At 72.4% G+C, this 21,971-nt stretch carries 18 protein-coding genes and 1 pseudogene; 9 read left to right on the top strand and 10 right to left on the bottom strand.

Features of this window, described 5'->3' with window-relative positions:
* Entirely contained in the window at positions 1-2,238 is a 2,238-nt protein-coding gene (yicI, locus tag ACFFIA_RS39545; protein WP_377261688.1) for an alpha-xylosidase, read from the top strand.
* Positions 2,239-2,623: 385 nt separating this feature from the next.
* Here the strand turns inward: yicI and ACFFIA_RS39540 are convergent, their stop codons facing one another.
* Complete coding sequence (locus ACFFIA_RS39540) at positions 2,624-3,688, bottom strand: winged helix DNA-binding domain-containing protein (protein WP_377261686.1); 1,065 nt, start codon at positions 3,686-3,688, stop codon at positions 2,624-2,626.
* A 70-nt stretch (positions 3,689-3,758) separates the two neighbouring features.
* Between ACFFIA_RS39540 and ACFFIA_RS39535 the strand changes: the two genes are divergently transcribed.
* Together ACFFIA_RS39535 and ACFFIA_RS39530 are read left to right on the top strand one after the other, a co-directional pair.
* Positions 3,759-4,589 (top strand): cyclase family protein, encoded by an 831-nt coding sequence (locus tag ACFFIA_RS39535; RefSeq protein ID WP_377261684.1) that lies wholly within the window; start codon positions 3,759-3,761, stop codon positions 4,587-4,589.
* Between the two features lie 85 nt (positions 4,590-4,674).
* Complete coding sequence (locus tag ACFFIA_RS39530) at positions 4,675-5,226, top strand: GNAT family N-acetyltransferase (protein ID WP_377261682.1); 552 nt, start codon at positions 4,675-4,677, stop codon at positions 5,224-5,226.
* A gap of 145 nt (positions 5,227-5,371) precedes the next feature.
* Here ACFFIA_RS39530 and ACFFIA_RS39525 read toward each other — a convergent pair whose 3' ends face one another.
* A complete protein-coding gene (locus ACFFIA_RS39525; RefSeq protein ID WP_377261680.1) occupies positions 5,372-6,712 on the bottom strand; it encodes a family 43 glycosylhydrolase in 1,341 nt (446 codons plus the stop codon).
* 274 nt (positions 6,713-6,986) lie between these two features.
* On the opposite strand from ACFFIA_RS39525, the pseudogene ACFFIA_RS39520 reads away from it, so the two are divergent.
* A pseudogene (locus tag ACFFIA_RS39520) lies at positions 6,987-7,217 on the top strand (ATP-binding cassette domain-containing protein); the annotation flags it as partial.
* A 70-nt stretch (positions 7,218-7,287) separates the two neighbouring features.
* Positions 7,288-8,340, top strand: a complete 1,053-nt coding sequence (locus ACFFIA_RS39515) for an App1 family protein phosphatidate phosphatase (protein ID WP_377261678.1) — start codon at positions 7,288-7,290, stop codon at positions 8,338-8,340.
* Between the two features lie 302 nt (positions 8,341-8,642).
* Here ACFFIA_RS39515 and ACFFIA_RS39510 read toward each other — a convergent pair whose 3' ends face one another.
* The 5 genes from ACFFIA_RS39510 to ACFFIA_RS39490 form a co-directional block, all read right to left on the bottom strand.
* Complete coding sequence (locus ACFFIA_RS39510; protein ID WP_377261676.1) at positions 8,643-10,394, bottom strand: glycoside hydrolase family 13 protein; 1,752 nt, start codon at positions 10,392-10,394, stop codon at positions 8,643-8,645.
* Between the two features lie 4 nt (positions 10,395-10,398).
* Entirely contained in the window at positions 10,399-11,232 is an 834-nt protein-coding gene (locus tag ACFFIA_RS39505) for a sugar ABC transporter permease (protein ID WP_377261674.1), read from the bottom strand.
* Positions 11,229-12,860 carry an ABC transporter permease subunit gene (locus ACFFIA_RS39500; RefSeq protein ID WP_377261672.1) on the bottom strand — a complete coding sequence of 544 codons (1,632 nt, stop codon included), beginning with the start codon at positions 12,858-12,860 and terminating at the stop codon, positions 11,229-11,231. The genes ACFFIA_RS39505 and ACFFIA_RS39500 overlap by 4 nt, the downstream gene beginning before the upstream one ends.
* Positions 12,861-14,114: a sugar ABC transporter substrate-binding protein gene (locus ACFFIA_RS39495; protein ID WP_377261669.1), complete on the bottom strand. Its 1,254-nt coding sequence runs from the start codon at positions 14,112-14,114 to the stop codon at positions 12,861-12,863. It lies immediately after the preceding gene.
* 79 nt (positions 14,115-14,193) lie between these two features.
* Positions 14,194-14,331 carry a hypothetical protein gene (locus ACFFIA_RS39490; protein WP_377261666.1) on the bottom strand — a complete coding sequence of 46 codons (138 nt, stop codon included), beginning with the start codon at positions 14,329-14,331 and terminating at the stop codon, positions 14,194-14,196.
* Between the two features lie 140 nt (positions 14,332-14,471).
* Between ACFFIA_RS39490 and ACFFIA_RS39485 the strand changes: the two genes are divergently transcribed.
* Positions 14,472-16,598: a carbohydrate-binding module family 20 domain-containing protein gene (locus ACFFIA_RS39485; protein ID WP_377261664.1), complete on the top strand. Its 2,127-nt coding sequence runs from the start codon at positions 14,472-14,474 to the stop codon at positions 16,596-16,598.
* A gap of 45 nt (positions 16,599-16,643) precedes the next feature.
* Here ACFFIA_RS39485 and ACFFIA_RS39480 read toward each other — a convergent pair whose 3' ends face one another.
* On the bottom strand, positions 16,644-17,171 hold the full coding sequence (locus tag ACFFIA_RS39480; protein WP_377261662.1) for a LytR C-terminal domain-containing protein: 528 nt from the start codon (positions 17,169-17,171) through the stop codon (positions 16,644-16,646).
* 231 nt (positions 17,172-17,402) lie between these two features.
* On the opposite strand from ACFFIA_RS39480, the gene ACFFIA_RS39475 reads away from it, so the two are divergent.
* A complete protein-coding gene (locus ACFFIA_RS39475) occupies positions 17,403-18,011 on the top strand; it encodes a metalloregulator ArsR/SmtB family transcription factor (protein ID WP_377261659.1) in 609 nt (202 codons plus the stop codon).
* Complete coding sequence (locus tag ACFFIA_RS39470; RefSeq protein ID WP_377261656.1) at positions 18,008-18,505, top strand: SRPBCC family protein; 498 nt, start codon at positions 18,008-18,010, stop codon at positions 18,503-18,505. The genes ACFFIA_RS39475 and ACFFIA_RS39470 overlap by 4 nt, the downstream gene beginning before the upstream one ends.
* 36 nt (positions 18,506-18,541) lie before the next feature.
* On the opposite strand, the gene ACFFIA_RS39465 is transcribed toward ACFFIA_RS39470, so the two are convergent.
* Both ACFFIA_RS39465 and ACFFIA_RS39460 read right to left on the bottom strand, forming a co-directional pair.
* Complete coding sequence (locus ACFFIA_RS39465; RefSeq protein WP_377261654.1) at positions 18,542-18,889, bottom strand: gamma-glutamylcyclotransferase family protein; 348 nt, start codon at positions 18,887-18,889, stop codon at positions 18,542-18,544.
* Between the two features lie 196 nt (positions 18,890-19,085).
* A complete protein-coding gene (locus ACFFIA_RS39460) occupies positions 19,086-20,132 on the bottom strand; it encodes a LacI family DNA-binding transcriptional regulator (protein WP_377261652.1) in 1,047 nt (348 codons plus the stop codon).
* A gap of 234 nt (positions 20,133-20,366) precedes the next feature.
* On the opposite strand from ACFFIA_RS39460, the gene ACFFIA_RS39455 reads away from it, so the two are divergent.
* Positions 20,367-21,707 carry an extracellular catalytic domain type 1 short-chain-length polyhydroxyalkanoate depolymerase gene (locus ACFFIA_RS39455; protein ID WP_377261650.1) on the top strand — a complete coding sequence of 447 codons (1,341 nt, stop codon included), beginning with the start codon at positions 20,367-20,369 and terminating at the stop codon, positions 21,705-21,707.
* The last annotated feature ends 264 nt before the right edge of the window (positions 21,708-21,971 follow it).

Here is a 21,971-nt window from a genome sequence, read left to right as displayed (position 1 = left end):
TTGAAGTTCACCGACGGCTACTGGCACATGCGCGAGGGCGTCCAACCCCTGTACCCCGCGCAGGTGCACGACCACACCGCCGACCGCGATTCGCTCACCGTGTACGCCCCGACGAAGCGACTGGAGCACCGCGGCGACACGCTCAACCGTCCACTGATGACGGTCCGCGCGCAGTCGCCGATGCCCGACGTCATCGGCGTGACGGTGTCGCACTTCACCGGTGGCGTCTCCCCCGGCCCGTTCTTCGATCTCTCCATGGTGGATGGTGCTGCCTCCGTGACGGACCTCTCGCTGACCGCCGGCGCACTGTCGGTGCGGTTCCAGCGCGACCCGTGGCGGATGGAGTTCGTGGCCGACGGGAAGGTGCTCACCAGCAGCGGATACAAGGCGATGGCGCTCATCGAGGACGCCGGGCGCCACTACGTCCGCGAGCAGCTGTCGCTCGGCGTGGGCGCCAACGTGTACGGGCTCGGCGAGCGCTTCGGCGCGTTCGTGAAGAACGGCCAGACCGTCGACATCTGGAACGCGGACGGCGGCACCAGCAGCGAGCTGGCGTACAAGAACGTGCCCTTCCTCCTCACCAACGCGGGGTACGGCGTTTTCGTCGACCATCCCGGCCTGGTCTCGTTCGAGGTGGGCTCGGAGGCGGTGTCGCGGTTGCAGTTCAGCGTCGAAGGGCAGGCGCTGCGCTACTTCGTCGTCTACGGGCCGACGCCGAAGGAGATCCTGCGCAAGTACACCGCGCTCACCGGGCGCCCCGCGCTCCCGCCACCGTGGTCGTTCGGGCTCTGGCTGACCACGTCGTTCACCACCTCGTACGACGAGGAGACGGTGACCAGCTTCGTGGACGGCATGGCCGAGCGCGACCTGCCGCTGTCGGTGTTCCACTTCGACACGTTCTGGATGCGGGAGTTCCACTGGTGCGACTTCGAGTGGGACCCGCGCACCTTCCCCGACCCGCGCGGAATGCTCAAGCGGCTGCGCGATCGCGGGCTGCGGATCAGCCTCTGGATCAACCCGTACATCGCCCAGCGGTCGGCGCTCTTCGCGGAGGGCGCGGCGGCCGGCTTCCTCGTGCGCACCCCGGACGGCGGCGTGTGGCAGACCGACAAGTGGCAGGCCGGCATGGGGCTCGTCGACTTCACCAACCCGGCCGCCCGCCGGTGGTACGCCGACAAGCTCCGCGCCCAGCTCGACCTCGGCGTCGACTGCTTCAAGTCGGACTTCGGCGAGCGCATCCCCACCGACGTGGTGTGGCACGACGGCTCCGACCCCGAGCGGATGCACAACTACTACACGCACCTGTACAACGAGACGGTCTTCGAGCTTCTCCGCGAACACCGGGGCGAGGGCGAGGCGGTCCTGTTCGCCCGCTCAGCCACCGCCGGCGGCCAGAAGTTTCCGGTGCACTGGGGTGGCGACAGCGAGTCCACACTGGAGTCGATGGCCGAGAGCCTGCGCGGCGGGCTGTCGCTCGCGCTGTCCGGCTTCGGATTCTGGAGCCACGACATCGGCGGCTTCGAGGGGCGCCCCGACCCGGCCGTCTTCAAGCGGTGGATCCCCTTCGGACTGCTGTCGTCGCACAGCCGGCTGCACGGCAACCAGACGTACCGCGTGCCGTGGCTCTTCGACGAGGAGGCCGTCGAGGTGCTGCGCCGGTTCACGCGGCTGAAGGCTCGGCTGATGCCGTACCTCTTCGGCGCGGCGGTCACCGCCCACCGTGAGGGCGTGCCGGTGATGCGGCCGATGGTGGCCGAGTTTCCGGACGACCCGGCCTGCACGCACCTGGACCGGCAGTACATGCTCGGCGACAGCCTGCTGGTGGCGCCGGTCTTCACCGCCTCGGGCGAGACCGCGTACTACGTCCCGGCCGGGCGGTGGACGCACCTGCTGACCGGCGAGGTGGTCGAGGGCCCGCGCTGGGTGCGCGAGGTGTGCGGCTTCGACGAGGTGCCGGTGTACGTGCGCCCCGGGACCGTGCTGCCGTGGGGCGCCCGCGAGGACCGGCCGGACTACGACTACGCGGACGGCGTGACGCTGCGCCTGTTCGACGTGGAGGCCGCGACGGTGGTCGAGGTGCCGGCGGCGGACGGGAGCGCGGCGGCGACGTTCACGGTGACGCCCGGCGACGGCGACGTGCGGATCCGCCGGACCGGCGAACCGGCGCCGTGGCGCGTGCAGGCGGCCGGCCGCGAACCGGTGGACGTACCCGCCAGCGAGCGTGAGTGGACGGCCTGACGCGGCCCGTGTCCCGCATACACAGAACGGCGGCGGAGACGTAGCCTGAGATCCATGTCCTTCACCGGCAGCGGCGTCCTGCTGCGGTTCGCGGTGCGGCGCGAGCGGCCGGCGACGCCGAGCGCCGCCGAGGGCGGACGGTCGCTCCCGTGCGGGAGCCGCGCGCCGCGGTCCGTACCAGACCCTTACGTTCCTCGTACATCGACCGCCTAGGGGTCAGGGCGATGGCGAACGGGCGACAGGTCGCGGCGCCGCTGCGGCGGGCCACCTTCGTCCCGAAGCATCCTAGGACGAACCGCCTCCAAGGCAGCCGCCGCCTCCAAGGCAGCCGCCGCCCCCAAGGCAGCCGCCGCCCCCAAGGCAGCCGCCAAGACCCACACCGCGGCTACGTCGCCAGCCTGATCCTCGTGGCGGCGTGCAGCGCGGCCAGGCCCTCGGCCTCCGCGCCCACCTCGTCGCGCTCGCGCCTCGTCAACGTCCGCAGCGGCTCGATCCGCAGCTCGCCCTCCCGCACCTCCCAGGTGCCCGCGACCCGGCCGTCGACCAGCAGGAACCGCGCGCCCCGCACGCTCAGCCCCCGGTGCTCGGCGTCGATGACGCGGCCCCGGTCGTCGAACCCCAGCACCGCGTTGTCGAACGCGGGCAGGAACCGCGGCGGCGCCGGCGTCTCCGGGTCGGGCAGCGCGCCGTCGGGCACGTCGAGCAGCTCGCGCCAGCGCTCGTCGCGGAAGGTGCGCAGCCCCGGCCGCAGCCGCTCGACCGACTCACGCAGCCCGCTCAGCCCCGACCAGGCGCGGATGTCGGCGGTGGCGGCCGGCCCGTACGCGGCGAGGTAGCGCAGCACCAGCCCGTCGACGGCCATCGGCGTCGCCGGTACGGGAGAATCGCCCAGCCACCGGTCGACGGTGACGTGGCGCGCGGCGCCCTTCTGCCCCCAGAGGCCGCGCGGCGGCACCTGCACCAGCGGCAGCAGGCAGCTGAGCGCGTCGCCCAGGTCGCGCGGTGCCACGCCCGGCCAGCGGTCGGCGACCGCGCGCGCGGCGTCGGTGAGCATGCGCGGCTCGCCCTCGAAGAGCGGGCGTCCCGCGACGGCCAGCTCGGCCAGGTCGACGCCGGGCAGGTCGCGCCGCAGCGTCGCCCACATCCGGGCCTCCAGCATCGGCTGGTGCACCGCCCGCAGCGCCAGCGCGTCGCCCGCCACGACCAGGTGCAGCGTGCGGCGCATCAGCAGCGTGCGCACTGCCGCCCGCCGCTCGATCAGCCCGGACAGCTCCAGCGGGTCGAAGCCGGCGAGGCGGCTCCACAGCCCCGTGTACGGCTCCTGCGGCTCCTGCGCCTGGAGCCCCACGAGGTGTTCGAGCGCGGCCGCCACGCCCATCTCGTGGCGGCGCAGCAGGAGCTGGCGGGCGAGCAGGGCCCGGTTGAGCGCGCGGCGGTCCAGAACGATCACGCCGACACGCTAGCGCCCGGGTCCGACAGCGCGTTTAGTGCTGGGAGGACCCAGAGAGGAGCCAGGTCACATGTGCACAGAGGAGTGTCTCAAGCAGACCGGCCGGGGCGGGGCGCTCTCCCGCCGGGCCGCGCTCGTCGGCGCCGCCGCGATCGCCGCGACCGCCGCGCTGGAGCGGCCGGCCCAGGCCGGCGGCGGCCACCATCCGGCGCCGCGGCGCGGGCTGCGCGACCTCACGTACCCGCTCACCACCACCTTCCCCGCCTTCGCCGTGGGCGAGGAGGCGAGCCGCCGCACGTACGTGACCGTCGAGGAGAACGGCTACTACATGCAGGAGTGGCGGATCCTCGAGCACTACGGCACGCACGTCGACGCGCCTGGCCACTTCACGCCCGGCGGCCGCCTCTCCCCCGAGCTCCAGCCGGCCGAGCTGCTCGTCCCCGCCGTGGTCGTCGACATCGCGGCCCGCGCCGCCCGCGACCCCGACACGACCGTCACGGTCGACGACATCAAGGGCTTCGAGCGGCGGTACGGCCGGATCCCGCGGGACGCCGCCGTCCTCATGTACTCGGGCTGGGGCGCGAAGGTCGGCGACCCGGACGCCTACCGGGGCACCGACGCGGGCGGGACGCTGCACTTCCCCGGCTTCAGCCCGGAGGCGTGCGAGTGGCTGCTGCGCCACCGCCGCATCCGCAGCCTCGGCGTGGACACGCTCAGCATCGACCCCGGAAACTCGTCCACATTCGACACGCACCTGATCCTCACCGGCGCGGACCGGTACGGCGTCGAGAACCTCGCCAACCTCGACCGCGTACCCCGGACCGGCGCGACCATCATGGTGGGCCTCATCCCGTACCAAGGTGGCTCCGGCGGCCAGGCCCGCGTGTTCGCCACCTGGTGAGCGCGGAGCGCGGCGGCTCCCGGGCCGCCGCGCGGCCGTCGACGGCGGTGCGGCCACCGGCCGGGCGCTCCGATAAGATCCACAAGTGCTCCGGCCCGCGTACCCGATCGTGACCGAACGGCTCCTGCTCCGCCCGTTCACGATGGGTGACCTGGACGCCGTGTGGGCCTACCAGCGGCTGCCGGAGGTGGCCCACCACATGCTCTGGGAGCCCCGCGACCGGGAGCAGGTGCGCGTGGCCGTCGACCGGATGGTCCGCGAGGACGCGCTGGTCAAGGAGGGCGACTGCCTCAGCCTCGCCGCCGCCCGCCGGGCCGACGGCGTCGTGGTCGGCCAGGTCGAGCTGGTGTGGCTGAGCGAGCGGCACCGGCAGGGCGAGATCGGGTACGTGCTCGACCCCCGCCACCAGGGCTCCGGCTACGCGACCGAGGCCGCCCGCGAGCTGCTCCGGATCGCCTTCGGGGGGCTGCGCCTGCACCGCGTCGTCGGCCGCTGCTCCGCCGCCAACGCCGCCTCGGCCGCCGTGCTGGAGCGGCTGGGCATGCGCCGCGAAGCGCACTTCCGCCAGGTCGTGGCGGTGAAGGGCGCCTGGCGCGACGAGTACGTGTACGCGGCCCTGCGCGCCGAGTGGGGCTGAGCCCAGGTCTGCGAGGTCGCGAGCTTCCGCGTACGCGGCGTGGGCGGCGCCTCGGCGAGGGCGGCCGTCGCCGGCCGGGGCCCGGGGAGAGCGCGCCCGCGGCCGGCAGGCGTGGAGCCTGCCTGCCGGGCGGGAGCCGCGCGGGTCAGTAGACGAAGGGCCAGCCGGCCGCGTCGTAGCCGATCAGGTTGATGCCGAGCAGCGCCGCGCCGTTGTTGGCGTAGTAGTGGTAGAAGAGCACGTCGCCGTCGGTGTCGGTGAGCACCGCCTGGTGGCCGGGGCCGTGGATCGAGCCGTGGCCGGCGAGCACCTGCGTGCCGCCGCCGGAGGTGAGGGGCGTGCCATTGCGGTCGACGTACGGACCGGTCACCGAGGTCGAGCGCCCCACCATCACGCGGTACGTGCTGGCCGCGCCCTGGCAGCACCGGTCGAACGAGATCCACAGGTAGTAGTAGCCGCCGCGGCGGTGGATGACCGGCGCCTCGACCGCGCCGCCCGCCGTCGTGCGCGTGGCCAGTGCCCGCACCGCCGTGTCCGATGTGGAACGCTTGCCTGTGCCGGCATCGAGGCGGATCATCTTGATGCCGCTCCAGAACGAGCCGAAGCTCAGCCACCACTGTCCACTCTGGTCGACGATGAGGTTGGGATCGATCGCGTTGTAGTTGACCGCGTTGCTGCTCTCGATGATCAGACCCTGGTGGGTCCACGAGCCGGAGGCGGCGGTGGGGCTGGTGGCGAGGAAGATGGCCGACCGCTGCGAGCCGAACGTCGAGGCCGAGTAGTACAGATAGTACTGTCCATTGCGGTACGAGATGTCAGGCGCCCACAGGTTGGCCGAGCCGCCGGTGTACGGGCTGGTCCACGGCGCCCCGCCCGGGAAGGCGGCGCCCGCGTTGCGCCACGCGGTGCGGTCGGTCGACGTCTTGAGCGCGATGTTGTTGCCGGTGGTGGCGAGCAGGTACCGCCCGTCCGGCGCCCGCACCACTGTGGGGTCGTGCGCGCCGGTGTCGCCGGTGACCCGGCCGGGGTTGGGATAGCTGGCCGGCGGCGTGGCGGCCGGCGCATCGACGACCCCGGTGCAGGCGACCCCGTTGAGCGTGAAGCTCGCCGGCACCGGGTTGGCGCCGCTCCACGTGCCGCTCAGCGTGACCGCGGCGGTGCCGCCCGTGCCGATGGTGCCGTTGGTGCGGCCGTTGGTCACGGTCACCTGCACGCCCGACTGCGTGTGGCTGCCGCCGCGCGTTTGCGTGACCGACTGGCCGGCGGAGTACGTCCACATTAGACGCCAGCCGCTGACCTGGTCGCCCAGGTTGGTGATGGTGACCCGCGCGCCGAACGCCCCTGGCGTCTGGCTGGTCACCGCGTAGTCGACGCGGCAGCCGGTCGCCGCCAGCGCGTTTGTCGCCGACACCACCGCGACCGCGCCGGCGGCGGCCACCGCCAGCGCCAGTCCGGCGACCGCCGTACGCCTTCTCGTCCCAGCCATGATTCTTCGCCCTTCGCTGCCCAGTTAACGTTAACACCATGCCAATGGACAATCACGGTTGTCAATGCAGCGCTGACATTTTCCTGTGGATTCGGCTCGTCGCCACCGTGCGCGTCTTCTCCACGCAGGACCGGCCACCTCGGCAACGACCGCCCCGGAGGGAACCGCCGACGCCCGTGGAACGGCCGCGCGGCGCCGGGCGCCCCGGCCGCCTCCCAGAAAACTCACAGAACCTCTCCGGAACGAGCCATCTCCACCGGACACCATCGTCGGCATGATCGAACTGAGCGGGTTGACCAAGCGGTTCGGCCGGGGCGTGGCGGTCGACGACCTGACCTTCACGGTCGCGCCGGGGCGGGTGACCGGCTTCCTCGGGCCCAACGGTGCCGGCAAGACCACCACCATGCGGATGATCCTCGGGCTGGACGCGCCCACGCGGGGCACCGTGACCGTGGGCGGACGGCGCTACGCCGACCTGCCCGTGCCGATGCGCGAGGTCGGCGCCCCGAGGCGGACCACGGTCGGGCGCTGGTGTCCTGGTGCGGGCGGCCCGCCGGTGTGCGAGGCTGACGGGCGTGTCAGAGCAGGTCAGCGAGCCCACCGACGACGTGTCCGCCGTACACCGCGCGGCACGGGTCGAGGATGCCGTGCACGAGGTCCTCGAAGGGTGGCTGCGCAAGCGGGGCTGGTCGGCGACCGTGGTGCCGTACACCGGCTACGGCGCGCCGGGCTGGGTCCGGGTCATGGGCCGGGTCATGGTGAGCCGGCCGGACCGGCGCCGCCAGCGCAAGCCGGGGAAGGTGCGCGGCTGGCGCAGCTTCACCACGGTCTCGGCCAAGGACGCGCCGTTCGCCGTCGAGGTGGGCGGGCGGCGGCACGAGCTGGTGGCCGACCGGGGCGGCTTCATCGACACCGTGCTGGAGGCCGACCTCGAGCCGGGCTGGCGGCACGTGCTCGTCAGCAGCGGCGACGGTGAGCCGGTCGAGGCGCCGGTGCGGATCGTCGACCCGGCGGCGCGCTTCGGCGTGGTCTCCGACATCGACGACACCGTGATGGTGACCGCGCTCCCCCGGCCGCTGCTCGCCGCCTGGAACACCTTCGTGCTGGACGAGCACGCCCGCGCCGCCGTGCCCGGGATGGCCGTCCTCTACGAACGCCTCACCACCGCGCACCCCGCCGCGCCGATCTTCTACCTCTCCACCGGCGCGTGGAACGTGGCGCCCGCGCTGACCCGCTTCCTCTCCCGGCACCTCTACCCGCTGGGCCCGCTGCTCCTGACCGACTGGGGGCCGCAGCGCGACCGCATCTTCCGCAGCGGGAAGGCGCACAAGCTGGCCGCGCTGAGGCGGCTCACGCAGGAGATCCCGTGGGTGAAGTGGCTGCTGGTCGGCGACGACGGGCAGCACGACCCGGAGATCTACCGGACGTTCGCGGAGAGCCATCCCGACCACGTCGCCGCCGTCGCGATCCGCACGCTCTCCCCCACACAGACGGTGCTGGCCGGTCACCTCCCGTCCGCCGCGGAACGCCCGCCCACCGCCTCGGACCAGGCCGGCAACCGCTGGGTATCGGCACCGGACGGCGCCGGCCTGTGGAGCATGCTCTCTGTGTCCGGCGTACTCGACTGAGCGAAGCCGGCGCCGTCGCTCCCATGGCGGTCCCGCGCCGGCGGCGGACGCTGACTGCCGGCTCAGGATCAGGAGTTCGGCTTCCCGTAGGAAGCGGCCCGCGTGGGGAGGCGGAGCGACGCGGTCGGTGAGCCCGACCCCGCCCTTCCGGGAGCGGGCCAGAGCGCGGAGGGTGAGGCCGCGGGAAAGCAGCCCAAGAAGACGCTCCGCCGCGCTCCACGTCTCCCCGGGGACCCCGCGCGGCGGTCTGGACCGCGGCGGACATCATCGCGGTAGCCCAAATCCGTCCTGGAACAAGGGCTTCAGGCGCGCCAGACCTGGAAGCTCGGGCCGTCCGCCGGCAGGGTCACCGCGCCGGCGGGGTCCGGGCGCAGGTCGGGCGCGCCGCCGTAGACGTTGGTGCCGCCCGCCACGCCGGTGAGCCGCACCGGCGTGCCGGAGGCCCGGCGGGCGAGCACCAGCACGCTCTCCACCTCGGTCTCCCGGACGAACGCGAGCGTGTCGGCATCCGCGTGGACCCAGCGCAGGCCGCCGTGGCGCAGCGCGGGCACCTCCCGGCGGAGCGCGATCAGCGCCCGGTACCGGTCGAAGGTCGCGTGGTCCCACTCCCCCGTGCGGTGCCACGGCATCGGCGTGCGGGAGTCCTCCCCGTCCACACCGCGCAGCCCGATCTCGTCGCCGGCGAAGACCATGGGCGTGCCGGGCATCGTCATCAGCAGGCCGGCGGCGACCTCCTGGCGGTGCGGGTCGCCGACGACCGTGCGGATCCGGGCGGTGTCGTGCGAGCCGAGCAGCTGCCAGGAGTGGGTGAGCGCGCGCCAGGAGACGCGGGCGGCGAAGGCGCGCATGGTGGTTAGCGCCGCGGTGCCGTCCCTCCGGGGCACGCCGCCCGGCACGCCGAGGAAGAGCGGCAGGTCGAGGTCGTCGGCGCGCAGCCAGCTCCAGAGTGGACGCAGGAAGCCGGCGTAGTTCATCGTCCCCTGCCAGCCGCCCCGGTCCAGGTCGCCGGTGTGGTCGTGGGCGTGCTCGGCGACGAACAGCGCGTCGCCGGCGGCCGCCCGCAGGAGCGCGGCGACCTCGTGCGTGTACGCGTCGGCGCCGCACCGGCCGGTCATGTTGGCCACGTCGACGCGCCAGCCGTCCAGGCCGTACGGCGGTCGCAACCAGTGCCGGACGGCCGCGGCGACCCGCCCGCGCACGAGCGGCGAGGCCCAGTTGAGCTTCGGCAGCGTCTTCACGCCGTTCCACGACTCGTAGTCGCCGGCGCTGTCGAAGTAGTACATCTCCCGCTCGGGCGCGTCCACATCGGACACGGCGGCGGTGAACCAGGGATGCGCGTCCCCGGTGTGGTTGGTGGTGATGTCGCCGATCAGTCGCCAGCCCCGGGCGTGTACGGCGTCGGCCAGCCGGGCCAGCGCCGCGTCGCCGCCGAGCAGCGGGTCGATCCGGTCGAAGGCGGCGCTGTCGTACCGGTGGTTGGAGCGGGCCGGGAAGATGGGCGTCAGGTAGACGGTGTTGACGCCGAGCCGTTCCAGGTGGTCGAGGCGCTGGGCGACGCCGTCCAGGTCGCCACCGTAGAACTGCCGCTGCACGAGCGCCGCCCCGGTGTCGACCGGCGTGTCCCAGTCACAGGCCGCCGCCCAGTCCGGGGTCGCCGGCAGGGGCGCGCCGGAGCGGGCGAAGCGGTCCGGGAAGATCTGGTACACCACGGCATCGCGGGACCAGGCCGGCGGCGGGTCGTACGCGACGAGCCGGAAGTCCAGGTCGTCCGGCACGTCGTGGCCGGCGAGCCCGAGCCCGTTGAGCCACCGGTCGTCGACGAGGAAGCGGTAGTTGGTCACCGGGTTGCGGACCACCACGTCGGCGCGCCACCAGGTCGCCTCCGATGTGGACCGGTCTACCGCCGCCTCCGCGAAGTGCGGCTCACCGTCCGGTGTGGACCGCACGTGGACCCGCCGCGCCGGCGCGCCGGCCGGTGTCCGCAGGAACACCGACACGGTCTCGCCGAGGGCCGGGGTCTGGTTGGACACCATGGTCCCGTCGTGGTGTGGCACGTGGCTATCCCTTCACTGCTCCGGTGGTCAGGCCCGAGACGATGTAGCGCTGGAGGAATTGGAAGACGAGCACGGTCGGTACGGCGGTGAGCAGCGTGCCGGCGCAGAAGACGCCGAAGTTGTTGTTCCGCTCGCCGGCGATGAGGCCGTACATGCCGACCGCGAGCGTCTTGGAGCCGGTGTCGGTGAGGAACACGTTGGCGATGAGGAACTCGTTGACGGTGGCAATGAAGACGAGCAGCCCGGTGACCGCCAGGATCGGCGCCACGAGCGGCAGCATGATCTGGAAGAAGACCTGGGCGTGGCTGGCGCCGTCGATGGTGGCGGACTCGTCGAGCTCGCGCGGGAGCGTGTCCAGGAAGCCCTTCATCAGCCAGGTGTTTACGCCGAGCGCGCCGCCGAGGTAGAGCAGCACGAGGCCCCACGGAGTGTTGAAGCCGACCGCCGGCCACAGTTCGGTGACGGTGCTGAACATCAGGAAGATGGTCACGATCGCCAGAAACTGCGGGAACATCTGGATCAGCAGCAGCGCGAGCAGCCCGGCGCGGCGGCCACGGAAACGCATGCGGCTGAAGGCGTACGCGGCCAGCGCGCCGAGGAAGACCGCCGCGGCCGAGGAGAGCCCGGCGATCAGCATCGTGTTGGCGAACCAGCTCGCGAACGAGGTCTCCGACAGCAGCCGGGTGAAGTTCTCGGCGGAGACCCCGGTCGGCAGCAGCTCGGTCGTGGAGAGCGTGCCGCGCGGGTTGAGGGCCGCCGACAGCACGAAGACGATCGGGAAGAGCGCGAAGGCCACGGCGCCGGCGGCGACCGCGTGCCGGAGCGGAAGGGTTCTCATGTGTACAGCTCCTCCTGCCGCCGTGTCCGCCGGAAACTGGCCGCCGACAGGAGCGCGACGATCGCGAAGATGAAGACCGAGATGGCGGCCGCGAACCCGTACTGCGCACCGGCGGCGCCGAAGGCGAGCCGGAACGTGTACGTGATCAGCAGGTCGGTCGCCCCCGCGGTGGGGTTGTCAGCCGGGAAGGGGCCGCCCTCGGTGGTGAGGTGTACCGCGTTGAAGTTGTTGAAGTTGAACGCGAACGACGAGATCAGCAACGGTGTCAGCGCGACCATCAGCAGCGGCAGCGTCACCTGGCGGAACGACTGCCAGGGCGCGGCCCCGTCCACCTTGGACGCCTCGGTCAGCTCCTTCGGTATCGCCTGGAGCGCGCCGGTGGCGACGAGGAACATGTACGGGAAGCCGAGCCAGAGCTGCACGAGGATCACCGCGAGCCGGGCCGACCAGACCCCGCCGAGCCAGTCCACCTCCAGCCCGAGGAGCCGGTTGACCAGCCCGAAGTCGGTGTTGAAGAGGTCCCGCCAGACCAGCAGCATCGCGAACGACGGCATCGCGTACGGCAGGATCAGCAGCACGCGGTAGAGCTGGCGGCCGCGCATCCGGGGCGTGTGCAGCGCGAGCGCGCAGAGCAGGCCGAGCGCGAAGGTGACCGCGACCGAGCCGACGGCGAAGGAGACGTTCCACGCCAGGGTGCGCAGGAACGGGCCGGAGACCGAGGCGTCGGTCAGCACGCGGCCGAAGTTGCTCAGCCCCACGCCGACCTTCCAGCCCTGCGCCAGCCGCTCCCCATCGGCGGCGACGAAGGCCCCGGCGTCCGGGTCGGCGGTCCAGATCCGGCCGGTGCCGGTGTCGCGGACGCAGTCGCAGCTCGCCACGTACTCCCGGGATGCCTTGCCCTCGAAGGCGCGGGACAGCCCGGACGAGCGGATCGCGCCCCCGGGTGTCGGCACCGCGAACGCGGTGATCTCCGCGCTGCGGGCGCTGGCCTGCCCGGCGTCGAGCACGGTGTAGCCCGCGGCGGCGGTCACCTTGCCGGCGGAGTTGACGGTCACCTCAGTTTCCGTCAGCGCGCGCAGCCCGGTGCCGTCGCCGGCGGAGACCGCCCCGGTGGCCGGGTCGGTGACGAGGAAGACCAGCGGCCCGGTGGCCGGGTCGCCGGTGGTGGCGACCGCGAGGGCGTACTCGGTGGAGCCGGGCACCTGGGTCACCGACGCGGTCTGGATCGCGACGACGGCCTCCTCCTTGCTCCCCCGGTGCCCGTCGCCGAAGTTGGTGAAGGCGGTGCTCGCCGTGTAGAGGACCGGGAAGACCTGGAACGCGATGAGCAGGAGCGTGCCGGGCACGAGGTACTTGGCCGGGACGTGGCGGCGGCCCAGGTAGAGGTAGAAGATCCCGGCGGTGGTGCCGGCGAGGATCGCCAGGCCGATCCACGCGCCCGCCTCCACCAGCGGAAACGCGGCCCAGATCGCGATCCCCGCGGCGAGGCCGAGGAGCACGACCCTCGCGACCAGGCCGGTGAGCGTGACCGGCGCGGCGTCCCGTGCGACGTGTGGCGGCTCGGGTCGGTGCCGGCCGCCGCGCGGGGCCCGGACGCCGGGCCCCGCACTGGTCAGTTGGGTCGCCATCTACCTGATCTGCCCGGAGATCGTCCTGGCGGCGGCGTCGACCGTGGTGGCGACGTCGGCGCCTCCGATGATCGCCGCCTCGGCCTTGCCGAACGGGTCCCAGATCGCGGCCATCTCCGGGATCGCCGGCAGCACGACGCCGTTCCGCCCCGCCTCCTGAAACTTGACGAGGTCCTCATCTTCCGCCCTCACCTGGTCGAAGGCGGCGGTGAGCGCGGGCGGCCGGGGCTCGGCCCGGTAGAGCGCGACGGCCAGGTCCGGCACCGTCAGGTAATTGGCGACGAACTCCTGGGCGAGCGCCTTGTTCTTCCCCTTCGCCGCCGCGTAGAACGCCTGCACGCCGACGAACGGCGTGGCCGGCTTGCCCCCGGTGAAGGCGGGGACCGGCGAGATGTCGTACCGCAGGCCGGCCTTCTTCACGTCGGTGATCGCCCAGGGGCCGGAGACCAGGAACGCGCACTTGCCGGCGGTGAAGGTGGCGATCGAGTTCTCGCCGCCGATCGAGCGCTTGAGGGCGCCCTCACCTTTCTCGCCCAGTGCCCGGATCTTGTCGAACGCGGCCACCGAGGCGGGCTTGCCGACGCCCAGGTCCTTGGGGTCGTAGTCGCCGTTGGCGCCGGTGCCGAAGAGGTAGCCGCCGGCCGAGGTGTAGAGCGGGTACAGGTGGTAGGCGTCGCCGTTCTGCCCCACCTGGAGGCAGAGGATCTCGCTCGCCTTCTTCTCCGCCATGAGCCGCTTGCCGGTCGCCACCAGGTCCTCCACTGTGGACGGTGCCTGCGGGGCGAGGTCGGTGTTGCGGATCAGGGCGATGTTCTCCATCGCGTACGGCACGCCGTACACCTGACCGTTTAAGGTCACCGCCTTGAGGGCGATCTCGGCGAAGCCGGCCTTCTGCTCGGCGGAGAGCTGCACCGGGTCGATGGCGCCGTTCTGCACCAGGTTGCCGATCCAGTCGTGCGCGCCGACCATCACGTCCGGCCCGCTGCCCTGCTGCGACGCGGTCACGAACGTGGTCTGCTGCTCGTCGGCGATCTCCTGCACCTCGACGGTGACGCCGTTCTCCTGGCCGAAGCGGTCGGCGAACGGCTTGAGGGCGGCGGTGCGCTTGGTGTCTGCCCAGATCACCAAGCGGCCACCGGCGGCCTTCGCGGCGGGCGAGTCGGTCGCGGCGGGCTCGTCGCCGCCACCACACGCGGTGGTGGCGAACGACAGAGCCAAGGCGGCGGCGACCGCACCCGCGGTTCGGATGCGCATCGGGGAACTCCTATTCAGTTGCGCGTGGGGGTTGTCGCGGGAGCACGCTAGCAACTTCTTGCAATGATTGGAAGACCTTTCATCGCAGGTACTGGCCGGGGCCGCCGACCCGTCCCGGCGCCGGGTTGCGCGGCGGTCGGGGCGGGGTCAGGCCGACCGCCAGGCCGGCGACGAGGCCGGCGGCGATCCAGCAGCGGATTTCGGTGCGCCTTCGCATGGAGCCTCCCGAAACCAGAGGTTCACAAACGGCCATCTATGTTGCTACCTTGTTGCGACAGTGTGCGGAACTTCTTGCAAGGATCGCAAGAGATTCCGGAGCGGGGCACCGCCAACCGATCCCATCCCGGGGAGTGTGCAGTGACACCTCGAAGAAGGGCCGCGACCAGCTGGGCAGCGGTCGCGACCATCCCGTTGCTCCTGCTCGCCGCCGTCGCCGTCTCGATCGCGACCGCGCCGGCCGCGCGTGCCGCCGTGGCGAACGGGTCGTCGATCGTGCACCTTTTCCAGTGGCGGTGGAGCTCCATCGCCAGCGAGTGCGAGACCACGCTCGGCCCCAACGGCTGGGGCGGCGTGCAGGTCTCCCCACCTCAGGAGCACGTCGTCCTACCGAGCGCGGAGGGCGCCACCTACCCCTGGTGGCAGGACTACCAGCCGGTCTCGTACCGGCTGGACCAAACCCGGCGCGGCACGCGGGCCGAGTTCGTCGACATGGTCAACCGCTGCCGCGACGCCGGCGTCAAGATCTACGTCGACGTGGTGCTCAACCACATGTCCGGCACCGGCTCGGCGGGCAGCGGGCCGGGCAGCGCGGGCACCGTCTACAGCAAGTACGACTACCCGAACCTGTTCAACGACGGCTCCGGCGACGCGTACCGGTACGCGGACTTCGGGCCCTGCTACACCACGATCAGCAACTGGAACAACAAGGCCGAGGTGCAGGACTGCGAGCTGCTCGCGCTCGCCGACCTCAACACCGGCGATCCTGAGGTGCGCCGCAAGATAGCCAAGTACATGAACGCGGTGATCGATCTCGGCGTGGCCGGCTTCCGGGTCGACGCGGCCAAGCACGTGCAGGAGGCGCACCTGGCCGACATCATCTCCCGGCTGCGCGACGTGCCCGCCTTCGGCGGCCGGCCGGACATCTTCCACGAGGTGTACGGCGACGCGACGATCCCGTACACCGCGTACGCGCCGCTCGGCAAGGTGACCAACTTCGACTACCAGCGGGCGGTCGCCAGCGGCTTCCAGGGCGGCAACATCGCCCAGTTCGCCAGCATGCCGAACTACGGCGGGCTCACCGGCGGCCAGGCGGTCGTCTTCGTCGACAACCACGACACGCAGCGGGCCACGCCCACGCTCACATACAAGAACGGCGCCCGGTACTACCTCGCGGACGCGTTCATGATGGCCCATCCGTACGGCACGGTGCAGCTGATGTCGAGCTACACGTTCGGCACCAACCAGGCGCAGGGCCCGCCGAGCTCGTCGAACGGCACCACCAGCGCCACCAACTGCGCCAACGGTCAGTGGGTCTGCGAGCACCGCAACGAGCAGGTCGCCGGCATGCCCAGCTTCCGCAACGCCACCGAGGGCACCGGCATCTCCAACACCGTCACCGACGGCAACGGGCGGCTCGCGTTCGCCCGGGGCAGCCGAGGGTACGCCGCGTTCAACGCCACGGGCAGCGCGTGGAGCCGCACGTTCAGCACGAGCCTGCCGAACGGCACGTACTGCAACGTCGCGCGGGGCACGTTCAACGCCGCGACCGGCGCCTGCACGGGCGGCACGGTCACGGTCTCCGGCGGCACGTTCACCACGAGCATCCCGGCCGACCGGGGCGTGGCGCTGCACGTGAACGCCCGAACGAGCGGCACGCCGACGTCCCCGCCGCCAACCACGCCACCGCCGGCCGGCAACACCACGTTCCAGGTGACCGCCCCGACCGGGCAGGACGTGTACGTGGTGGGCTCGATCCCCCAGCTCGGCTCGTGGACCCCGGCGAACGGGCTGCGCCTCACCCCGGGCGCGACCGCCGGCTCGTACAGCGGCGCCGTCTCGATCCCGGCCGGCACCGCCTTCGAGTGGAAGCTGGTGCGGATCAGCAACGGCCAGGTCACCTGGGAGAGCACCCCCAACCGGTCGGGTACGGCCGGCGCGGCGCACACGGCGACGTGGAGCCAGACCGGCGGCGGAGGCGGGACCGCGGCGATCACTTTCAACGCCACGGCCACCACCACCTTCGGCCAGAACGTCTTCGTGGTCGGCTCCACCGCGCCGCTCGGCTCGTGGAACCCGGCGAACGCGGTCGCCCTCTCCCCCAGCCAGTACCCGGTCTGGACCGGCACGGTGTCGCTGCCAGCCGGCCAGTCGGTCGAGTACAAGCTGATCAAGAAGAACCCCGACGGCACGGTGACCTGGGAGACGGGCGGCAACCGCACGCTCACGCCCACCGCCAACGCCACCGTGAGCATCACCTGGCGGTGACCCGCCCCGGTGCCCGCCCGTGTCCCGTGCGGGCGGGCACCGGTCTCAGGCCCGCCGGCAGGTCCCCGGCGGCAGGGCGGGACGGCCCAGGTCGGCCAGTGCGATGTTCACGTCTGTCGGCTGGGCCAGTGCCCGGAACCTCTCGCCGACGAGCACGTCGACCTGCGCCCCGGTCCGGCCGGCGTCGAAGTCCAAAGTGGCCTTGCCCAGGAAGTACGCGCGCACGACGTGCGCCGCGCCCACCCCGTCCGGCCCGTACCGGAGCACGGCGATGCCCTCGACCCGCTCGGGGCGCGGCTCGTCGCGGGGCTCGTCCACCTGGAAGCCGCAGTTGCGAAAGTCGGCCGCGACCGAAGCGGCCACGCGCTCGGCGCCGGTGCCGCCGAGCACCGCGACTGTGATCTCGCGCTGATGCCGGAGTGCCAGGTCGACCACTACCGCGCCCTCCGGACAGGCGGCCGGCCCGGCGTCACCGCGCTGGCTGTCCCGCACCATCACCACGACGGCCACCACCGCCGCGGCCACGAGCAGCAGCCCGACGAGGGCGAGCGCGCGTACCCGGGCGAACGTCACAAATACCACCTCCGTGCCGGTCGGCGAGGCGTCCGGACCGGACACTCCCCATGGTCAGACGCGGGAAGGGCCGGATCCGTTACTCCCCCGATCGGATCGTCCGCACGCGCCTCTCGGAGGTCCGCGCGACTTCCGCGATGACGCCGTGTCCGCGCCCGGGGCGTTGCCGCCAGCGCGGCGGGCGAGCTGGCTGGCTGGCCAAACGTGTAACCCATCAGTTACGCTTCTGCCGTGGACGAGGTGGCCGGCGCGATCGCCGATCCGGTGCGGCGGGAGATCATGGTGATGCTCCGCGAGCGGCGGATGTCGGCCGGGCAGATCGCCGACCGGTTCACGATCAGCCGGCCCGCGGTCAGCCGCCACCTGCGCGTGCTGCGGGAGAGCGGGCTGGTCCACGACGAGCTGACCGGCCGCCAGCGGTTCTACCGGCTCGATCCGGCGCCCCTCACCGAGCTGGTCGGCTGGCTCGCGCCGTTCATGCCGGCCGGCCTGGTCGCCGGCCAGCCCGCCACGCTGGCGACCGACGCCGCCACACGGGTCGCCACACCGGCGACCGACGTCGCGGCGACGGCCGGCCCGCGGGCGGGTGACGCCGCCGCGCTGGCAGGCGACGAGGGCGCGGCCTGGGAGCGACGCTTCGACGCGCTGGAGACCGAGGTCTACCGCGCGCGGCGGGAGCGCCGCACGCCGCCCGCTGCCGGGGTCACCGGGGCGGGGCGGCGGGCCGCGGGTCGCAGCGAAGCGGGATCGGGCAAAGGTGCGGCGGCGGAGGCCGGCCGCGACAGGTTCGACCAGCGTGTGCCGCCGCGGGCGGCGCAGAGAGAGGAGCGCAGCGCATGAGTGCCATTCCCACCGGGCGACTGTTTCGCACGGAGAGCGGGGTCGATCTGGTGTTGACCCGCACATTCCGGGCCCCCGCCGAGGACGTGTGGGCCAGCCTCACCGAGCCGGAGCGGACGGCGCGGTGGTTCGGGCCGTGGGAGGGCACGGCGGCGCCGGGCGGGTCGGTCAAGGTGCGGATGGTGTTCGAGGAGGGTCAGCCCTGGATGGAGATGCGCGTCGAGGCGTGCGAGCCGCCCCGCCGGCTGGAGCTGTCCGCTGTGGACGACCACGGCACCTGGCACACGTCACTGCGGCTGTCCGAGGTGGACGGTGGCACCGAGGTGCGCTTCACCCAGCACCTGGCCGACGCCGAGGGCATCCAGGAGGTCGGGCCGGGCTGGGAGTACTATCTGGACCTTCTCGTCGCCGCCCGCGCGGGCACTCCGCCGGTGCGTTTCGACGACTACTACCCCGCCCAGAAGGCGTACTACGAAGGGCTCACCGCCGAGTGACCAGCCGCGACCCGTAGAGCGCGGAACAGGCAGCCGTCAGATGCTCCTCACGTACACCCACGCGCGCACGCCCGAGGCGAGGGAGGTGAGGACGCGTTCGTAGTCGTCCACTTCGTACTCGTCGGCGGAGACCAGCTCCTCGTCGGTCACCTCGAACACGATGCCATCCACGCCGTCCCGCTCGTCGCCGGTCTCCACCACGATGGGGTGCTGGGCCAGCCCGCTGAGGTCGAGCACGCGCGGGTCGCTGATCTCCAGCAGCTCCAGCCGGTATCCGGGAAGGCGGTCCGCCCGGCCGGTCAGCTCGCGCCCGAAGCTGGCGAGCTGGACGGCGGGGTCGCGGAGAGTGCCGTACGAGAAGAGCAGAGGCATGGCGATGATCATGCCACGGTGGATACCCTCCCCACCGCCCCGCACTTACTCTCAGTTGATGGGACGTATACGGGAACGGATCGCGGCGGGCCGGGCCGGTCGCGCGCGGACATCGCGGTAGCTCGAAATCTCTCGGGCGGCGACCACCGACCAACGGCGCCTTACGGCGGGCCGGAGGATCAGCGGCCGAAGGCCGCCAGCCACCGCGTCAGCGGCCGGGCGGCGGCGCGGTGCTCTCCCGCACGATGAGGTCGGTGGTGAGCTCGACCCGGCGCTCGCGGGGCGCCTGGCCCGAGGCCAGGGCGACGAGCATCGCGGCCGCCGTCGTGCCCATCCGCTTGAGGGGCTGCCGCACGGTGGTCATCGGCGGCCCGGCCCAACGCGTGAACGGGAGGTCGTCGAAGCCCACCACGCTCAGGTCGTCGGGGATGCGCAGCCCGGCGCGGCGGGCCGCCTCGTAGACGCCGTGCGCCTGGAGGTCGTTGGTGGCGAAGAGGGCGGTGGGCGGCTCGGGGAGGCCGAGCAGCGCCTCGGTCTCGCGGACCGCGCCCTCGACGTAGAGCGGGCCGACCCGCACCAGGTCGGGGTCGACCGGCACGCCGGCATGGTCCATCGCGGCGCGGAAGCCGTCGAGGCGGGCCCGGCAGAACGGCCACTTCAGGTTGCCGCAGAGCATGCCGATCCGCCGGTGCCCCAAGTCGAGCAGGTGGCGGGTGGCGACCATCGCGCCGTTGTAGTTGGCCGCGCCGACCGAGGGCGTGTCGTGCAGCGGCTCACCGGTGGGGTCGAGCGTGACCAGCGGGATCGAGCCGGTCGCGAGCTGGGCCTGCTGGTGCGCGGTGAGGTCGGAGAGCACCGCGATCACGCCCATCGGGCGGCGGGAGAGCACCTGCTCGGTCCAGCCGGCGCCCGGCGTGAGCCGCCCCTGCATGGTGGTGAGCACGACGCCGAGTTTCTGGTCGCGGGCGACCTCCTCGACGCCCTGGATGATCTCCAGCGCCCACAGGCTGTCGAGGGCGTGGAAGACCAGCTCGATGAGGGGCGCCTGGGCGGCGGCGTCACCGCGCTGGTAGCCGTGCTCGTGGAGCACCGCCTCGACCCGGCGGCGCGTGCTGAGCGCCACGCCGGCCTGGCCGTTGATGACCCGGGAGACGGTCGGCGCCGACACGCCGGCCAGCCGGGCGATCGTGGCCACGGTGACCTTGCCTCGGCGACGCCCGTCGCCGAGGGATGCGGCGGCTCCCGTCCCGGTCACGAGCGGCATTGTACGGTGCGGCACGCCGCCGCGGTCGCAGCGGCCTTCCGGAACCCTCCGGAGACGTCCCCCTGACGATCGCACCGGCCGCTCACCTCGGTCGCTGCAACGATGCCCTGATATCACTCCCGACCAGCACATATAGATGAATGTTTGCGCGTTGATGTGTTCCGGTCCATACTACGGAATGTTTCAGCGCCCAGGGCATCCATCGGTTCGGAAGGACCACCCCGCATGAGACTCAGAAGCATCGTGATCGGCGCCGCGGGCCTCGCGACCGCGCTCGTGGCGGCCACCCTCACGCTCGCCCCGCCGGCCTCCGCGGCCACGCTCCAGGAGGTCACCGGCTTCGGCACCAACCCGAGCAACCTGCGCATGCACCTGTACGTGCCGGACCGCCTGCAGGCCCGGCCCGGCATCCTCGTGGCCGTGCACTACTGCACCGGAAGCGGGCCCGCCTTCTACTCCGGCACGCAGTTCGCGCAGCAGGCCGACCAGCACGGCTTCATCGTCATCTACCCGTCCGCGACCCGCAGCGGCCAGTGCTTCGACGTGTACTCCCCGCAGGCCCTCCGGCGCGGCGGCGGCAGCGACCCGGTCTCGATCATGTCGATGGTCAGCTACGTGCAGCAGCGGTACGGCACCGACCCCAACCGCGTCTTCGCCACCGGCGTCTCCTCCGGCGCGATGATGACCAACGTGCTGCTCGGCCTCTATCCGGACGTGTTCAAGGCCGGGGCGGCGTACGCCGGCGTGCCGTTCGGCTGCTTCGCCACCACCGACGGCTCCACCTGGAACAGCCAGTGCGCCAACGGCCAGATCACCCGCACCCCTCAGCAGTGGGGCGACCTGGTGCGCAACGCGTACCCGGGCTACACCGGCGCCCGCCCGCGGATGCAGCTCTGGCACGGCACCAACGACGAGACGCTGCGCTACCCCAACTTCACCGAAGAGATCAAGCAGTGGACCAACCTGCACGGGCTGAGCCAGACGCCCACGTTCACCGACACGCCGCAGTCCGGCCACACCCGCACGCGGTACGGCGGCAGCGGCGGCCAGGCGCCGGTCGAGGCGATCAGCATGCAGGGCGTGCCGCACAACCTGCCGGTGAACGCGGCCGAGGCGATCCGCTTCTTCGGCCTGAACACCGCCACGCCGCCCACCTCGGGTCCGCCCACTTCCGCCCCGCCCACCTCGGGCCCGCCGACCAGCGCCCCGCCCACCACGCAACCGCCGACCACTCCCCCGCCCGCCGGCGGCGCCTGCCGGGTCGGCTACACGGTCAACGCCTGGAACACCGGGCTGACCGCCGCCATCACCATCACGAACACGAGCACCGCCACGGTCAACGGCTGGACGCTCTCCTTCACCCTCCCCAGTGGACAGACGATCACGTCCGGGTGGAACGCCTCGTACTCACCCGCCAGTGGGCAGGTGACCGCCCGCAACGCCTCGTACAACGGCACCCTTGCGCCGAACGCGTCGACGGGTATCGGCTTCCAGGCCACGCACACGGGTAACACCGGCCGGCCGAGCGCCTTCACGCTGAACGGCACCGCCTGTACCGTCACGTGACGTACGGCTGTCCGGCCGCCCGCCGTGCCCGCTCCCGGGTGCGGCGGGCGGCCTCGCCGCGGACTGCGGCGGGTAGATGAAGCGGGCCAGCATCGCCCGCAGCAGGTTGAGGTCGTCGTAGGTGAGCTCCGGGTAGCCGTGGCGGACCAGTACCGCGCGCACCTCGGTCACCAGGTCGAGCGAGAGCCGGTGGTCGCCGGTGTGACCGGAAACCGGGTAGTTGTTCATCCCGGCAGGGTCCGCGCGCCGGCCGCCATCGCGTCG

It is taken from the genome of Phytohabitans kaempferiae, assembly GCF_042433955.1.
GTDB classification, from domain to species: domain Bacteria; phylum Actinomycetota; class Actinomycetes; order Mycobacteriales; family Micromonosporaceae; genus Phytohabitans; species Phytohabitans kaempferiae.
This window is presented reverse-complemented; position numbering and strand designations above follow the sequence as displayed.

Bases quoted from the DNA above. Each gene is read 5' to 3' on its own strand.
- ACFFIA_RS39500 (WP_377261672.1), bottom strand. From the start codon at position 12,860: ATGGCGACCCAACTGACCAGTGCGGGGCCCGGCGTCCGGGCCCCGCGC.
- ACFFIA_RS39465 (WP_377261654.1), bottom strand. From the start codon at position 18,889: ATGATCATCGCCATGCCTCTGCTCTTCTCGTACGGCACTCTCCGCGAC.
- ACFFIA_RS39535 (WP_377261684.1), top strand. From the start codon at position 3,759: ATGTGCACAGAGGAGTGTCTCAAGCAGACCGGCCGGGGCGGGGCGCTC.
- ACFFIA_RS39495 (WP_377261669.1), bottom strand. From the start codon at position 14,114: ATGCGCATCCGAACCGCGGGTGCGGTCGCCGCCGCCTTGGCTCTGTCG.
- ACFFIA_RS39490 (WP_377261666.1), bottom strand. From the start codon at position 14,331: ATGCGAAGGCGCACCGAAATCCGCTGCTGGATCGCCGCCGGCCTCGTC.
- ACFFIA_RS39505 (WP_377261674.1), bottom strand. From the start codon at position 11,232: ATGAGAACCCTTCCGCTCCGGCACGCGGTCGCCGCCGGCGCCGTGGCC.
- ACFFIA_RS39455 (WP_377261650.1), top strand. From the start codon at position 20,367: ATGAGACTCAGAAGCATCGTGATCGGCGCCGCGGGCCTCGCGACCGCG.
- ACFFIA_RS39470 (WP_377261656.1), top strand. From the start codon at position 18,008: ATGAGTGCCATTCCCACCGGGCGACTGTTTCGCACGGAGAGCGGGGTC.
- ACFFIA_RS39525 (WP_377261680.1), bottom strand. From the start codon at position 6,712: ATGGCTGGGACGAGAAGGCGTACGGCGGTCGCCGGACTGGCGCTGGCG.